This window comes from Streptomyces sp. NPDC026394, assembly GCF_055567735.1.
This window is the reverse complement of record NZ_JBVHPX010000039.1, coordinates 26,413-40,323: the sequence shown is the minus strand read 5'-3', so window position 1 is coordinate 40,323 and position 13,911 is coordinate 26,413. Positions and strand designations below refer to the sequence as shown.

General features: G+C 67.1%; 13 protein-coding genes. 6 read left to right on the top strand and 7 right to left on the bottom strand.

All coding sequences use genetic code 11. The features are described 5' to 3' along the window. The first annotated feature begins 199 nt into the window (after positions 1 to 199). Entirely contained in the window at positions 200 to 415 is a 216-nt protein-coding gene (locus tag ACZ4QV_RS40750) for a hypothetical protein (protein WP_361160616.1), read from the top strand. A gap of 620 nt (positions 416 to 1,035) precedes the next feature. Here ACZ4QV_RS40750 and ACZ4QV_RS40745 read toward each other — a convergent pair. The 7 genes from ACZ4QV_RS40745 to ACZ4QV_RS40715 all read right to left on the bottom strand — a co-directional run bounded on the left by ACZ4QV_RS40745 (position 1,036) and on the right by ACZ4QV_RS40715 (position 9,379). After that, a complete protein-coding gene (locus ACZ4QV_RS40745) occupies positions 1,036 to 2,403 on the bottom strand; it encodes a condensation domain-containing protein (RefSeq protein ID WP_361160619.1) in 1,368 nt (455 codons plus the stop codon). A gap of 50 nt (positions 2,404 to 2,453) precedes the next feature. After that, positions 2,454 to 3,194, bottom strand: coding sequence for an SDR family oxidoreductase (locus ACZ4QV_RS40740; protein WP_467764384.1), 741 nt, complete (start codon positions 3,192 to 3,194; stop codon positions 2,454 to 2,456). Between the two features lie 33 nt (positions 3,195 to 3,227). Continuing rightward, the gene (locus ACZ4QV_RS40735) at positions 3,228 to 3,551 is read right to left on the bottom strand and encodes a cupin domain-containing protein (RefSeq protein WP_361160625.1); all 324 of its coding nucleotides are present in this window, start codon (positions 3,549 to 3,551) and stop codon (positions 3,228 to 3,230) included. Between the two features lie 2 nt (positions 3,552 to 3,553). Then, on the bottom strand, positions 3,554 to 4,096 hold the full coding sequence (locus ACZ4QV_RS40730; protein WP_467764383.1) for a hypothetical protein: 543 nt from the start codon (positions 4,094 to 4,096) through the stop codon (positions 3,554 to 3,556). Between the two features lie 95 nt (positions 4,097 to 4,191). Beyond that, positions 4,192 to 5,943, bottom strand: a complete 1,752-nt coding sequence (locus tag ACZ4QV_RS40725) for an ABC transporter ATP-binding protein (RefSeq protein WP_361160632.1) — start codon at positions 5,941 to 5,943, stop codon at positions 4,192 to 4,194. Further along, a complete protein-coding gene (locus ACZ4QV_RS40720; protein WP_467764382.1) occupies positions 5,940 to 7,658 on the bottom strand; it encodes an ABC transporter transmembrane domain-containing protein in 1,719 nt (572 codons plus the stop codon). The genes ACZ4QV_RS40725 and ACZ4QV_RS40720 overlap by 4 nt, the downstream gene beginning before the upstream one ends. Positions 7,659 to 7,693: 35 nt before the next feature. Next, positions 7,694 to 9,379 (bottom strand): carbamoyltransferase N-terminal domain-containing protein, encoded by a 1,686-nt coding sequence (locus ACZ4QV_RS40715; RefSeq protein WP_361160639.1) that lies wholly within the window; start codon positions 9,377 to 9,379, stop codon positions 7,694 to 7,696. 539 nt (positions 9,380 to 9,918) lie between these two features. Here ACZ4QV_RS40715 and ACZ4QV_RS40710 point away from each other — a divergent pair. The 5 genes from ACZ4QV_RS40710 (at position 9,919) to ACZ4QV_RS40690 (ending at position 13,906) form a co-directional block, all read left to right on the top strand. Continuing rightward, positions 9,919 to 10,782 (top strand): hypothetical protein, encoded by an 864-nt coding sequence (locus ACZ4QV_RS40710; RefSeq protein WP_361160642.1) that lies wholly within the window; start codon positions 9,919 to 9,921, stop codon positions 10,780 to 10,782. Beyond that, positions 10,773 to 11,156, top strand: a complete 384-nt coding sequence (locus tag ACZ4QV_RS40705) for a nuclear transport factor 2 family protein (RefSeq protein WP_361160645.1) — start codon at positions 10,773 to 10,775, stop codon at positions 11,154 to 11,156. Before ACZ4QV_RS40710 ends, ACZ4QV_RS40705 begins: the two co-directional genes overlap by 10 nt. 158 nt (positions 11,157 to 11,314) lie before the next feature. Further along, positions 11,315 to 11,476, top strand: coding sequence for a hypothetical protein (locus ACZ4QV_RS40700; protein WP_361160648.1), 162 nt, complete (start codon positions 11,315 to 11,317; stop codon positions 11,474 to 11,476). A gap of 54 nt (positions 11,477 to 11,530) precedes the next feature. Beyond that, positions 11,531 to 12,622: a glycine amidinotransferase gene (locus ACZ4QV_RS40695; RefSeq protein WP_361160651.1), complete on the top strand. Its 1,092-nt coding sequence runs from the start codon at positions 11,531 to 11,533 to the stop codon at positions 12,620 to 12,622. Between the two features lie 54 nt (positions 12,623 to 12,676). Next, positions 12,677 to 13,906, top strand: a complete 1,230-nt coding sequence (locus ACZ4QV_RS40690; protein ID WP_361160654.1) for a cytochrome P450 — start codon at positions 12,677 to 12,679, stop codon at positions 13,904 to 13,906. The last annotated feature ends 5 nt before the right edge of the window (positions 13,907 to 13,911 follow it).

Genomic DNA, 13,911 nt, shown 5'->3' with positions numbered 1-13,911 from the left:
TGAAACAATGGCGCGGCATCGCCACCCGCTACGACAAGACCGCCGAGTCCTACCAGGCAGCCGTCACCCTCGCATCGCTCCTGATGTGGGCCTGACATTTGAAGACAACTCCTAGCGGGCCATCGCCTGGCTGCGTGCCATCGCCCGACATGTCGCAGAGGAAGAACAGCGGGCCCTCCTGGAGGAGGCCGCCTGCGGCATGTGCACCTGGGACGAGGCATCGAACAACTTCGACCAGCAGATCGCAACCCGCAACTGGCTGCGCCGCCTTCACGGCCAAGCAGCCCGGATCGTCGTCGGCGCACTGCGAGACCTCCCCGGCAGCGCCCGCTACTACTACGAACTCGAACTCGCGGATAAGCGCACCCTGGACATGGCCATCTGCAATGCCGTCAATCAGCCGACCGGCAACTGACCACGCACCCTACGCAGCCAAGGGGCCCAGCGGCGACCTGTCGGCGGCCCCCGCCGCCCGCGGGCAGCGCTGGCTTACCGGCCGTGGTCGCTCCCAACATCGTGTTGCTGAAGTGGCGGGCGGCGGAGCTTGTAGTTGGTTGACCTGTTCCCATCTCTTCTTTTCGGGCAAACTCTTGTACATCCGTCCAGCGCGGATCACGGCTCGGATGTCGAGTAGGGCTTCTAAACGATCTTGAGTAATCGGGCTGTGGCTGGCGTCGTCGCAGCGGCCCGCCTGGTGAGGGCCTTGTCGACGATGGTGTGAAGCTCCTCGGCAGTGGTGTAGACGCGGACGGGCATGTCCCGGTACTTGACCGAGCGCCAGGCTCATTCGATGCGGTTCAGCTCCGGTGTTCGGGGAGGGAGGGATAACAGATGTGCTCTATTGGCGGCCATTTCCTCACGACACCCAGCGAGACGGTGAGCGGAACGCCCTGTCCGGCGACCCGGAAGTGGAACTTGCTGCCAGGCCGTGGCCGGCTGCCCCGTCACAGCGGGCTTTCAAGGCAAGGCGGGACCCTGCGCGGCGGTGCCCGGCTGTGGCATGGTGCTGCTCCTTCGCGGTGCTGGGGCGTGCTCTCATCTCGCGATGGGACAGGGCAGGCAGTTGATCACGGAGCGCTCGAGGTCCCGCAGGAACTTGACGATCTCGGCGGGCGCGAGTACCGCGGTGTCGGCCCGCAGAGTGAGGGAGAAGTCCGACGCATCGCCTTGCATGGCGAGGTAGAACCGCTCGTTCTCCACCGGCGTTCCCTCGAGGAATTCGCACCGGGACTGCCCTGTGAGACGTTCCGCCTCGGCCCGTGTGATCCGCGTGCCGCCCGCGGCCGTCGAGTCGTCGGCTGTGGGAAGATTGAGGTTCACCACGCAGGCCAGGGCGGCCTCGACCGCCTCCGCGCTGTAGCGCTCGCGCAGCATCGCAGCCAGATCGTCCGGGTGGCAGTGTCCGGCCAGCGCCGCGAGCATCTGCCCCCGGTGACAGCGGGAGATGAGCTTCTCCGTCGCGTCCTCGGAGACGTCGAGTGCGACCGGCACGCCCTGGACCAGGGTCCCCGGGTAACGCATGGACTCGGCTTCGTACCGGTGGCTCGCGGCCAGAACGATGCCGCACATCCCGCTTCCGCATCTCCTGCCGAGCAGTGACGCGGCCATCGCCAGGATGACGGACGTCATGCTGACGCCCAGTTCCTCGGCGAGTGCGAGGGACACGGCGCGCACGGCCTGGGAGCGCAGGGCGAAGGTCTGGTACCGCGGGCTTTCCGGGCCTCGCCCGGTGTACGGCAGCGGGTCCTCGGGAAATTTCGCCAGCTCCCGCTCCCAGAACTGAACTCCGCGTATCGAACGCTGCACACCCTGCGGAGATTGTTCCGCGAGCGCACGGTCGGCGGGGTGGGCAACCTCGGGCGGGCCCGAATTGATCGTCTTGCCGCCTAGCAGCACCCTGAAGTCGTCGAGGACCGCCACCATGCCGTGACAGTCCATGGCCATGTGGAAGGCGCACAGGACGACGAACCTAGGGACACCGTCCGTCACGATGACGGCGGCTCGGAGCGCCAGTTCGGGCAGTGTGAAGGGCAGGTTGTTGAACTCGTTCTCGGCGGCCGAAGCCGCCGACCGGGCATCAACGGCGTCGGCCTCGAGCACCTCGACGCGCAGGTGGCCGCGGGCCACGACCGTCTGCCGAATGCTCTCGTCGGCAGCGATAGAGTATCTGCTCCGGAAGGTCTCGTACCTGTTGAGTATCCCATTGATCGCGCCGGACACCGTCGTCAGGTCACATTCGTCCGGGACCGCGACGACGTAGCTGCCGCCCAGGTCCGCGTAGTACGGGGCCCGGGTTGAGACTGAGTTCCACACCCAGCGCTGCCCCCACGTGAGCGGGAACTCTCCGGATCGCGTTCCCTCGAAGGGAACCTTGAGGAAACCTCGTACCGAGGTGGAGTGCACTTCTGGTCCTTACTGAATCTGGAGGAAACGGATACGTGCCCGGCGGGTGCTCAATACGCCCGTGTCGCAGCGCCGTCGACCGGGATCACCGCGCCGCTGAGGTAGGACGCGGTCGGCGAGAGCACGAAGGCCGCGACGCGACCGAACTCGGCCGGTTCGCCGACGCGTCCCAGCGGGATGGTTGTCCCGCTCGAACCGGTGGTGCCCGCATCGACCAGGCCGGTCCGCTCCGTGCGGATGCGCCCGGGGAGCAGCGCGTTAACTCTGATGCCCTGTTCACCGAGCTGTGCCGAGAGGCTCTTCGTCAGCATGGCGAGACCCGGCCGCAGGCCGTTCGAGATGTCCAGCCCGGGAATCGGTACGCGCGCCGAGGTGGACAGGACGAAGGCCATCGAGCCGCCCTCTGAGAGATTCGCACTGATCGCCCGTGCGGTGCGGACGGCTCCCAGGAACACCGATTCGAACGAGTCCCGCCAGGCGTCGTCGGGGACGTCCAGCGCGTCACCGAGTGGTGGGCCGCCGCTGTTGACCAGAGCCCCGTCCAAGCGCCCCCAGCGATCGAGCGCGGCGGCCACCAGGCGTTCTGGGGAGCCGGGATCGGCGCTGTCGGCCACGGCACCCGTCGCCCGGGGCTCGCCAAGTGCCTCGACCGCGGTGGCCAGCGACGCGGCGTCCCGCCCCGAGAGCACCACGCGTGCGCCCTCTTCCGTCAGCACCCGCGCGACGGCGAACCCCAAACCTCGGCTGCCGCCGCCGACGACGTAAACCCGGCCGGCCAGCCCCAAATCCATGATCAACCCCTCCCCGGGTCCGCCACCGCTTCGCTACTCCGCCTTGTGACGGTCGGATTCCTCGAAGATCTCGACGATGAAGGTGCCGGGATCTACGACCGCCGAGTGTTCCTGCTGGTCCGCTATGGCGAAGGTCTCGCCCGCCAGCCAGGCGCGCGTTTCGCCCCCGATCGTCATCACGGTCCGGCCACCGAGCACGAAGCCCAGCTGTGGGCCGTGCCGGTGCGGCTTGACCTCGGCGCCCTCGCGGAACTCCCAGAGCACGACCTGGCCATGCGGGCTGGACATCATCCAGCCGACGGCGCCCGGGAACGGCGTATTGACCTGCGGCAGCTTCCTGATCCAATCGGGATACATGCTCAATGCTCCTTGCGGTAGAGGGTCCACACCATCGTCGGGTGGAAGTAGTCGATCGGTTTCAGGTTCGAGTCCGCGACCACGTCGACCGAGCCGATGCAGGCGTCGACGCTGCCGTTCGCGGCGGCTTGCACGGCCAGCGGTTTCGAACTGACGAAGCGCGTCTCGGCTCCGGCGCAGGACTGCCGCGCGAAGACGGCCGTGGCCGGGTGCAGCGCGATGGACCGGATGGAGTCGCGGTGGGCGACCCGCTCCTGGTTGATCGCCAGGCACATCGTCTTGGTTCTGCTTTCCCAAACGTCGGCGATGCGCATCCTGCCGAGCAGCCGGAAGTGCATGTCCACCCAGGTATCGGCCAGCCGGCCGTTCTGGAAGTCGAGGTATCCGGTGGGCATCAGCACGTACCCGTCGGTCTGTTCGGCGTGCTCGACGGCGGCGGCGAACGAGGGGAACAAGACGACGTTCGAGCAGTGCTTCCTCGCCTCGTGGGCGGAGTCCGTTCCACTGGGCCCCAGCGTCGATATGACGCCGTCGAGCTTCGTCAAGCGATCGGATATAACCGACGACACCTTTTCTCCTGCATATAGCGTCCCGGTGAGGGGGACTTCGAACTGTTCGTGGTGGTGGGGATACCGGCAAGTCAGCCCATACGGCTCCCGGTCCAGGCCCGCCAAAGCTCGGCGTAGCGGCCGTTCAGGGCCAGCAACTCGTCATGGGTGCCCTCTTCGACCACCTCGCCTTCATGCATGACGAGGATGCGGTCTGCCAGCCGGGCCTGGGTCAGCCGGTGTGCCACGACGAAGGCGGTGCGGCCGCGCATCGCGGCCTCGGCGGCTCGCTCGAGGACGCGCGCGCCGGTCGAACCCGCTTCCGCCGTGGCCTCGTCCATCACGATGAACCACGGATCGCCGAGCATGATCCGGCACAGCGCGAGGTGCTGCAGCTGGTTGGGTGTCAGCTGGTGGCCCGCGTCCCCGATAACTGTGTCGAGGCCGTCGGGCAGTGCAGCGACCCAGCGGTCCGCGAAGGTGTCGGCCAGCGCCTGACACACGTCCTCGTCGCTGGCCTCGGGCCTTGCCAGAGTCAGGAAGTCCCGCACGGTGCCGGCGAAGGCGTGCGCGTCCTGGTTGACCAGGAAGATCCGGGAGTGTGCCGCGGACACTTCCGGATCGAGCGGCCTGCTGTCGACCAACACCTTGCCCCCTGTCGGCTTGAGCATCCCGGCGGCGATCAGGCCGAGCGTCGTCTTTCCTGCTCCGGTGGCGCCGACCAGCGCGACCCGCTCGCCAGCATCGATCCGGAGATCGACGCCGTGCAGAATCGGCTTGCCCGGCACGTACTCGTGCTGGATTCCGACCAGTTCCATCGCGCCGGGACCGACAGCGGCATCCGCGGTCGGCTCGGCCGCCGATGGCATTTCCACGATGCCGACGAGCCTGGACAGTGCCGCGCCCATCGACTGGAAGCGGTCGAACGTGAACAGCAGCCCGCTGATCGGGCCGAACAGCCGCAGGAAGTACAGCGCGCCGGCGGTGACGGCCCCGACCGTGATGGCGTGATCGCGCATCAGGACGAAACCGACGCCCAGCACCAGGGCCAGACCGGTGAACTCGGCAAGGTTGTTGCGGTTCAGGAAGCGCAGCATGAGCGTGTAGACGGACACGGACGTGTCCGCCGACTGCCGCGAGCTCTCCTCGACCCGCCGCAGAAGCGTCGGACCGATTCCGAAGGCCCGGGCCGTGGGTGCTCCGTTGATACCGGTGAGTAGAGCCTCGGCGCGCTCGCCCTGGAAGACGCGCTGTTTGCGGTAGAGCGGCCGTGAGCGCGGTAGATACCAGCGCAGGCTCAGGAGGTAAGCCGGTGCCGCGCACGCCATGGCCAGGCCGAGCCGCCAGTCGAGCGTCAGCACTCCGGTGAAGGTGAACACGATCGCGACGGCCGCGTTCGCGATCACCGGCACGACGCTCTTGAAGCCGTCGGATACGGTCCGCACGTCGTCGGAGAGCCGGGAGAGCAAGTCTCCGGTCGTGCTCCGCTCGATCCGGGCGGCGGGCAGGTGCAGGGCACGACTGAGCACCTGCTCCCGCAGTCCGGCAAGGGCGGGCTCGCCCACCCGCGCCAGCATCACCGTGGCGATCCCGCCGAACACGGCGCCAGCCACGGCCGCCGCCGCGATGAACAGGAAGGAGGACACGACGGTGTTCCGGCCGGCTCTGACGTCGTCCGCGATCGCGCCGAAGACCCACGGGGCGACCAGTCCGGCCGCGCCCGCCAGCAGGAACATGAGGGCCGTGATTGTGCTCGCAGAGCGGTCGGCGGCCAGCGCGTGGAGCACGAAGCGGAACGTCTGACGGGACGTTGCGATCGGTAGCAGCTCGGAATTCATGCTCATCGCAGGACCAACTCCTCATACTCGGGTCGACTGAGCAACTCCCGATGGGTTCCGCTGCCGGCCACCCGGCCGTTCGCCACATGAACCACCCGGTCGGCCTGGTCGAGCAGCGCCGGGCTGGTGGTGACGATCCACGTGGTACGTGCGTCCGCCTGGTGACGCAGCTCCCTGATGCCAGTTGCGATCCGCTGCTCGGTCACCGCGTCCACGGCGGTGGTGGGGTTGTCCAGCACGAGGATCACGGAGTCGGCGGCCAGTGCGCGGGCAAGCGCGATCCGCTGCCGTTGCCCGCCGGAGTAGTTGCCTCCCTTTGCGGCGACCGGCTGGTCAAGGCCGCTCGCGTCCAGCCGGACGATGTCGTGCGCCGCCGCGGCGGTGAGGAACCGTGCGAGATCGGCGTCCTCGTGCCGGCCGTCCGGGTCGAGGCTCGCGCGCAGCGTTCCGTGCAGCAAGTCGGTCTGGTGCGGATTGACCAGCAGTCGTTTCCGGCGCGCCGAGATGCTCAGGGAATCGAACGCGGCATCGCCCAGGCGCACTTCGCCGGAGACTTCGGCAGTGGAGATCTCGCCGGCCAGCAGTTGGACCAGGGTCCTGCTAACGGCCGGATCGTCGATCACCAAACAGAGCAGTTCCCCGGGCCGCGACGCCAGCGAAAACGTGCGCAGCGCGCCGACGGTCACCTTGTCCAGTACGAGTTCCGGGTGCGAACGCTCCGTCCCCAAGGAGCCGGCTTCCAACAGCGGCGGTGTGTGCAGGAACTCGACGATCCGGGTGGCTGAGGCATGGCCGTCCGCCACCAGGGCGCCGACCTGGCCGAGGGCCTGGATGGGCACGGCGAGGAACTGCGTGAGGCCGACGATCGCGATCAGCTGGCCGATCGTGATCTCGTGCTCGAGGGCCCGCGCCCCGGCGAGCAAGGTCACCGCGGCCAGGAAGAGTCCGCTCAGACCGGCGGACACGGCCTTCATCAGCGCCTGCGATACGGATACCCGGATGCTGGCGGTCTTGGCGACCTGGCTGCGCACCCGATAGCGCGCTGCGGCCTCGTCCTCGGCACCGATGCCCTTGACCACGCGCAGTCCGCGCACCAGGTCCGCGGCCTGCGCGGCGGTGGCGGCGACCTGGCCGCGATGCTCGCGGCTGCGGCGGGAGATCGCGGGCGCGACCAGTTGGGTGACGAAGAGCACGAGCGGCACGCCGAGGAGCACCGTCAAGCCGATGACGAGGTCGATTCTGAGCAATACGACGGCGCTGACCACCGCGGCGACCGCCGAGGCGAAGGTGTTGCCCGCCGACTGCGCGAGCGTGCCGACGCCATCCGCGTCATTCGTGGCCAGGGACAGGGTCGCGCCCGGGTGCCGGCCGGTACGCGCGCTGAGCGGACGCAGCACGTGCTCGGCGATCTCGACCCTGAGACGATGTGCCTCGAACTGGTCGACCTTGTACGCCATGAGCGCGCCGTAGCGGTAGAAGTACATCAGCGCGGCGAATATCAACGCCAGCAGCGCGCCCCAGCCGATCAGGGCGGGGACGTCACCGGAGACGACGGCGCGGTCGATGAACTCGCCGACCACGACCGGGACCATCGCCTCGGCCAGCTGCCAGGCCGAGAGCAGCGCGAAGCAGGCTCCCACCGCGCGTGCGTTGCGCCGCAATACCCTCACGAGCAACTCTCGCGCCGAGCCAGGGGACACTACAGCCAGATCGCCGAACATATGGGTTCGACCCTGCCCTTCGGTCTCGCCGGCCCTCAACGTCGTGGGCCTGACTGCGCGTTGGGGTTCGTGTACAGCACGCCCTTGGACCAGATGTATCGCGTCCCACCCCAGCGGGCAGCGGAGCCGACGTCGGGAAAGAAGCCGCGCCCCTCGAGGTTCGCGCTGGTGTTGCAGAGCACGGGCACGCCGCTGATTTCGGCGTATGCGGCCAGCACCCGGGCGGCGGCAGAGTGGTTGTGCGCGCTGATCGTCTGCAGCCGGGCGGTGCCGTCGAGGTGGACGACCGCCGGGACGCGCTCGGCCCAGTCAGGCTGCAAGCGGTGTTCGAAGAGCATGTACGGGTCCGGTGTGCCGGGAGTGAACACTTCGGTCGCATGCTCCTCAAGGCAGAGCGGAGCCACCGGCCGGTAGTCGGCCCGATTCTTGATCGCATTCAGCCGGGCCTTCATGCCGGGGTCGGTGGCCGGGGCCAGAATGCTTCGATTACCCAGCGCCCGCGGGCCCAGCTCAGCGCGGCCGGAAAGCACGACCACGGGCTCGCCTTCGGTGTGCAGCAGCTGCGCCAGCTGACGCTCGTCACAGGGCGCCGTCCGCCATCCGTCCGGCGTGCGGCCGTCGACCAGCGCGGGACCGCTGTAGACGTCCCACTCCAATGCGAGGTTTCCGCGGTGGAAGGACTCGCATACGGCGGTACCGATGGCCGCTCCGGCGTCGTTCGGGAACGGCGGCGCGTACACGTCCTGGAATAGCCCGGAGGCGCGGATCAGCGAGTTCCACTTGATGTTCAGCGCGCAGCCGCCGCCGAGGACAAGGTTGAGCCGCTCTCCGGGGAAGCGCCGCCGGACCACCGCGCTGAGCCGTTCGAGCAACCGCTGTCCGAGGTAGTCCTGGAAGGTCGCGATGATGTCGGCGTCGGTCAGTCCCAGCAGCAGGTCGTCCCGGTTCGAGGCGATCTTCGCGCCCAGCGTCTTGGCGTTGTCCGGGTCGATCCCCGGAAAGCCGGAGATGAACTCGTCGAGCAGCGGGAACACGTTCGGCTGCGCCGTGCCGAGTGCGGCGTATGCCATGGCCTTGCCTGCGATGGACAGGTGATGCCGAATCACCTCATCGGGCGTCAGGTGACTGGTGTCGGACGCGTAGGGCCCGAACTGCGCGCAGAAGTCGGCGAAGGTGTTGCCGGTGATCGGCAGCAGGACGGATACCAGAGTCACCTCGCGGGTCGTGGCACGCACCAGGTAGAGGCGCGGCACGATGCCGCCGTCCCACACCAGCGCGAGTGCGTCCTCGCCACGAGCGGCGAAGGAACTGGAGCAGTAGGCGCCGAGCAGGTGGTTGGTCACGTGGTTGAAACTGACGTAGTCGGCGCCGTTGATGAAGTCCCGGCCGACGAATGAGTGCCGCTGCAACGGGCCCTCGTCGCCGGGGCTCTCCACGTAGGGCGCGGTGCCGAGCTCGACCTGGGTTCCGCCGTTGTTCAGGGTCACGGCGTGTCCGCCGTCCGTGCCGGTGGTGTACCAGCCGTCGATCACAAACTGGTCGACGTTCTCCGGGGACAGTCCCTCGCGGGCCAGGATCTCAGTGACGTACCGCAGGTCGTCGAGCGAACTATAACGGGCGCCGTTATCTATCTTCTCCGTTTCGACGCTGAACCGGAGGCGACCATCCTCGATGACCGCGACAGCGCCGTCGTGCGATGCCTTTATACCACAGATGATCATGCGAGCCCCTTTGTCTCCCCGGCAGCATATAGGCGCTTTCTGGTTCGCTGTAAAATCATGAAGGGAATGTTAAATCTCGGCGAAGTGAAGAGATTCCAGAACGCTGCTGTTAGGGTCAATGTCCGGTCGATCGGTGAGCGCATGCCTTTGCGGCGTGAGCCGGCCGCGCAATGGCATGCCGCGAGAGCCATGGACCGTGTGGACGCGGGGTGGGGTGGAGTGACATCCTGGTAATGGTAGTGCGAATGGGTGCCATCGCTGGCCGCTTCGGCATGCGTGCAGCGTACGGCTGGCTAGTCTGGAGAAATTCCCATGACCCATTCTTGTAGTCTTTTCTCATGAGCCTTTGCCGCTCCTGTGCTTCGCGTCCTGCGCTGATGCGGGCACTTGGAAAGGGCTTGACAGTCTTCTGAATGCCAACCTAGTGTGCTGATTGTTCGTTCGTCGGCTCACCTTGTCTGCAAGGTGGTTTGAATGGCCGAGCAAGGTTTTCGTGAATGAGGTATTCGATGATATCGAATTCTGTTCCGCTTGATGCTGTGCTGCGTTCGTCCGGAGATTCCCGTTATCCCGGCGTGACCGGTTGGGAGGGATCGACCGAGTACTTCCGCTTCGTCGAGTGCGACGAGGTGTCGCCGTCCCGGGTCGTGGACGTGCTCTGCGGACGGCGGCTTGGTGTGGTGTTCCGCGACGTCGTACCCGCCGCCACTCGCGAGGCTCTGATCACCAACTTCCAGAACAGTCCGGGGCGTCGGACGCGCGGAATGGACGCTCCGGGCGAGTACCTTGGCGCCTACCACTACAACAAGACCATCGACGCCTACCTCGACCAGGCGGATGCCGTGGCAGCTGACCTGCGGGCCGCTCTGAACGTGCCAGGGGAGCCGCTGAACGGTCTGTTCCAGCGGCTCGAGGAGGAACTCGCGCTCTCAGGAATGGAGTTCCGTCCCGCGCGCCACGATGGCCGCGAGGCGTGCCCGGGCGTCTTCCGGTCCTGGCACGGGCAGCGCGAATTCGCACTGGACCCGCACGAGGATCGCGGGCAGTGCGAGGATCCGAAGCAGATCGGTTTTGAGATTCAGCAAGTGACGGCCTATCCGATCGTCGGGCTCAACATTTGCCTGGACAACGGTTCCGACGGCCGGCTGGCGGTGTGGAACCTGTGTCCTGACGAGGCGACCCGGGATAGGCTCGGCGTCCGCTATACCGGCTCGCCCTACGCGCCCGAGTGGTTGAGCGGTTTCGACCGGGTGCGGCTCGACGTGCGGCCAGGTGACATCTACCTGTTCAACGCGGCGCATGTGCACGCCGTCGAGTCTGCGCGCGACCTGGACGCGCGGCGAGTGACTCTCTCAGGGATTCTCGGGTTCGCTGACGACAAGACGGTGATCTCGTGGACCTGATACGTGATCCGGCCGAGGCCTCGGGGCAGCTCTCCGTGGTCGTCGGCGACTACTACCGGTACATCGACCAGCGCGACATCGCGGCCGCGCTGGCCTGCTTCTCGGAGGACGCGGTCTATCGCCGCCCCGGCTACCGCGTGCTCGTGGGCCTGCCCGCGATCAACGAGTTCTACCGCGCTGAGCGGGTGATCTCGGCCGGTCGGCACTACCTGGAGTCGATCGTCGAGGACGCGGACACGGTCGCTGCGCGTGGCAGCTTCAGCGGCACCTCGCACGACGGGGACCCGCTCGAGGTGCGCTTCGCGGACTTCTGGCGCTTCTCGAGCCGTGTGGTGGTGGAGCGCAACACCTACTTCGACGTCGCAGCAGTCTGACGTCTGCCCCAAGTTCGAAAGGCTGGCTTGTACGTCGTGAACATGTCGACTGACGTCGTGCCCGTCGAATTCGCCGACCCGGACGGCCGCGGCCCCGTGGTCCTGCCGCGACCCTTCAAAAATGCCCAGGACCATACCTGTACGGCAACGGCTCGCCCATGGAGCCCGGAGTTCTCGAGCACGTCCGCGGCGCGTATGAGCAGGAGAAGACGCGGCTCGCCTGGCAACGAGGCGAGATCATGATCCTGCAGAACCTGCTGTTCGCGTACGGCCGCGGCACCTCCGGAGGGCTGCGCAAGATCGTCGTTGCAATGGACTGATTCCACCCGGCCGCATCGCAAGCCCTTTGCTCGCAAGCTATCGGAGGCACAGCCATGTCCAGCTCGTCCCCTGTCGTGAACTCCTACAACGGCTGGGACCCCCTCGAAGAGGTCATCGTCGGCAGCGTCACCAACGGCGCGCGACCGGGATTCGAGCCCGCCCTGCGCCCGTACTTCCCGGATGCCGCGGACCGCGGGTTCGAGGCCGGGCGCCGCGACGAGGGCGAACTCAAACTCGCACAGGAGCAGTTGGACACCTTGGCGGAGGTGCTCAGGCAGGAGGGTGTCGTCGTACGTCGGCCCGTGCCGATGGACTTTCTTACCGAGGTGCGCACCCCCACCTTCCAGGTGCGCGGCCAGAACTCCAGCACCTGTCCGCGGGACGTCCTGCTCGTGGTCGGCGACGAGATCATCGAGGCATCGATGGCGATGCGCAGCCGGTTCTTCGAGTACCTGCCGTACCGCCCACTGGTCACCGAGTACTTCAACGCGGGGGCCCGCTGGGCCGCAGCGCCCAAGCCCAGCATGTCCGATGCGATGTACGTCGGCGACTTCTCCGCAGAGTCGGGCGGCTTCGACGCCGACACGAATCCGGCGCTGAGCGACGCGGAACCCTGTTTCGACGCGGCGAGCTTCGCCCGCTGCGGTCGGGACATCTTCTACCAGCCCGACATCGTGACGAACGACTTCGGCGCGCGCTGGCTGGCCCGGCACCTCGGACCCGAGTACCGCCTGCACCGCGTCCGCTTCGCTGACGCGCATCCGCAGCACATCGACGCCACCATGGTGCCGCTGCGCCCCGGCCTGATGATGATGAACCCGGGCCGGCCGCCCATCGACGACACCATCGCCAGGCTCGAGGCGAACGGCTGGAAGGTAGTCATGGCACCGCCTTCGGTCCGGCGTGGCTACATGCGCTCGGTGGAGGTCAGCAAGTGGATCTCCATGAACGTCTTCAACGTGAACGAGGACACGATCATCTGTGAGGAGCGCGAACAGCCGATGATCGACTTCCTCAAGTCCTTCGGGTTCCGGGTGATCGCTATCCCGTTCGCCAACGTGTACCACTTCGGCGGGAGCTTCCACTGCTGCACGGTCGACATCCGGCGTGCTGGCGCTCTGCAGTCGTACTTCCCCAACCTGTAGGCCCGACCCACTGGTGCTCAGCGCCACCCTCACTCCGATAGAGGCCACTGACACATGACGCTGCCGCTGTCCCCCACCGGCGGGGTGGATCAGAAACCCCACATCGATCTCGCCGATCCGCAGCTGTACGCGACCGGCGATCCGCACTCCGTCTGGCGGTGGCTTCGCCGCAACGCCCCCGTGTACTGGCACGAGCCCTCCCGGGGGATGCCCGGGTTCTGGGCCCTCACCAAGTACAACGACATCGTATCGGTCCTGGGTAATCCGGAGGTGTACAGCTCCGCGGAGGGGATCCTGCTCCGGCCCGCCAACCACGGGCGAGACCCGGGCGGGGGCCGGACACTCGCCCTGACGGACCCGCCGCGGCACCGCCAGCTGAGGTCGATCATCAAGTCCTGGTTCTCCGAGCGAGCGGTCCGGCAACTGAGGCCCGTCATCTGTGAGATAGCGCAGACGCTGCTCGCGGAGGCTGCCGAGAGGGGGACGGTCGAGTTCGTCAACGACGTTGCCGCCCGGCTCCCGCTCTATGTGATCAGCCGACTGATGGGCATTCCAGACACCGACCGCGACTACCTGTTCGGGATCACCAGTCGGGCCTTCTGCTCGGATGACCCCGAGGAGCGGCGTTCGTCCCATGTCAAACTCATGGAGTACCTGCTCGACCTCGCCGACGAGAAGCGCCGATCGCCCGGGGACGACATCATCAGCGACCTGGCCGTCGCGGAGGTCGACGGTCATCGGCTGACCGAGAGCGAACTGCTGCTCAACTGCGACAACGTGTTCATCGGCGGTACCGAGAACGTGAGGATCGCGGCCTCTTCCGGCATCCATCAGTTGCTTCAAGAGCCGGCCCAGTGGCAGGCCCTGCGCGCTGATCCGGGCCTGCTGCCCGGCGCGATCGAAGAGGTGCTCCGGTGGACCACAACGCCGACCCACCTGCTGCGGACCACGCGTACCGCGGTCACGATCGGAGGGCGCACCATCGGCGAGGGCGAGCGGGTCACACTGTGGATGCCGTCCGCCAACCGGGACGAGGAGGTCTTCGCCGCCCCGGACACGTTCGACATCCGTCGGACGCCGAACCGCCATATTGCCCTGGGTACGGGCGAGCACTTCTGCATTGGCGGCATCCTTGCGCGGGCCGAGCTGCAGACGCTCTATGGCGAGATGGCCACGCTCTTCGACGTGATAGAGCCGGCCGGGGAGCCAGTTCTGCTCTCGTCCATCGTCGTGAACGGGCCGAGCACGCTGCCGGTCCGCCTTCTCCGAACAGCGCAACGCTGAGCCGT

Coding starts and splice junctions, on each gene's coding strand:
- ACZ4QV_RS40750 (WP_361160616.1), top strand. CDS start 200: ATGTGCACCTGGGACGAGGCATCGAACAACTTCGACCAGCAGATCGCA.
- ACZ4QV_RS40740 (WP_467764384.1), bottom strand. CDS start 3,194: ATGGATTTGGGGCTGGCCGGCCGGGTTTACGTCGTCGGCGGCGGCAGC.
- ACZ4QV_RS40735 (WP_361160625.1), bottom strand. CDS start 3,551: ATGTATCCCGATTGGATCAGGAAGCTGCCGCAGGTCAATACGCCGTTC.
- ACZ4QV_RS40725 (WP_361160632.1), bottom strand. CDS start 5,943: ATGAGCATGAATTCCGAGCTGCTACCGATCGCAACGTCCCGTCAGACG.
- ACZ4QV_RS40720 (WP_467764382.1), bottom strand. CDS start 7,658: ATGTTCGGCGATCTGGCTGTAGTGTCCCCTGGCTCGGCGCGAGAGTTG.
- ACZ4QV_RS40715 (WP_361160639.1), bottom strand. CDS start 9,379: ATGATCATCTGTGGTATAAAGGCATCGCACGACGGCGCTGTCGCGGTC.
- ACZ4QV_RS40700 (WP_361160648.1), top strand. CDS start 11,315: ATGGAGCCCGGAGTTCTCGAGCACGTCCGCGGCGCGTATGAGCAGGAG.
- ACZ4QV_RS40695 (WP_361160651.1), top strand. CDS start 11,531: ATGTCCAGCTCGTCCCCTGTCGTGAACTCCTACAACGGCTGGGACCCC.
- ACZ4QV_RS40690 (WP_361160654.1), top strand. CDS start 12,677: ATGACGCTGCCGCTGTCCCCCACCGGCGGGGTGGATCAGAAACCCCAC.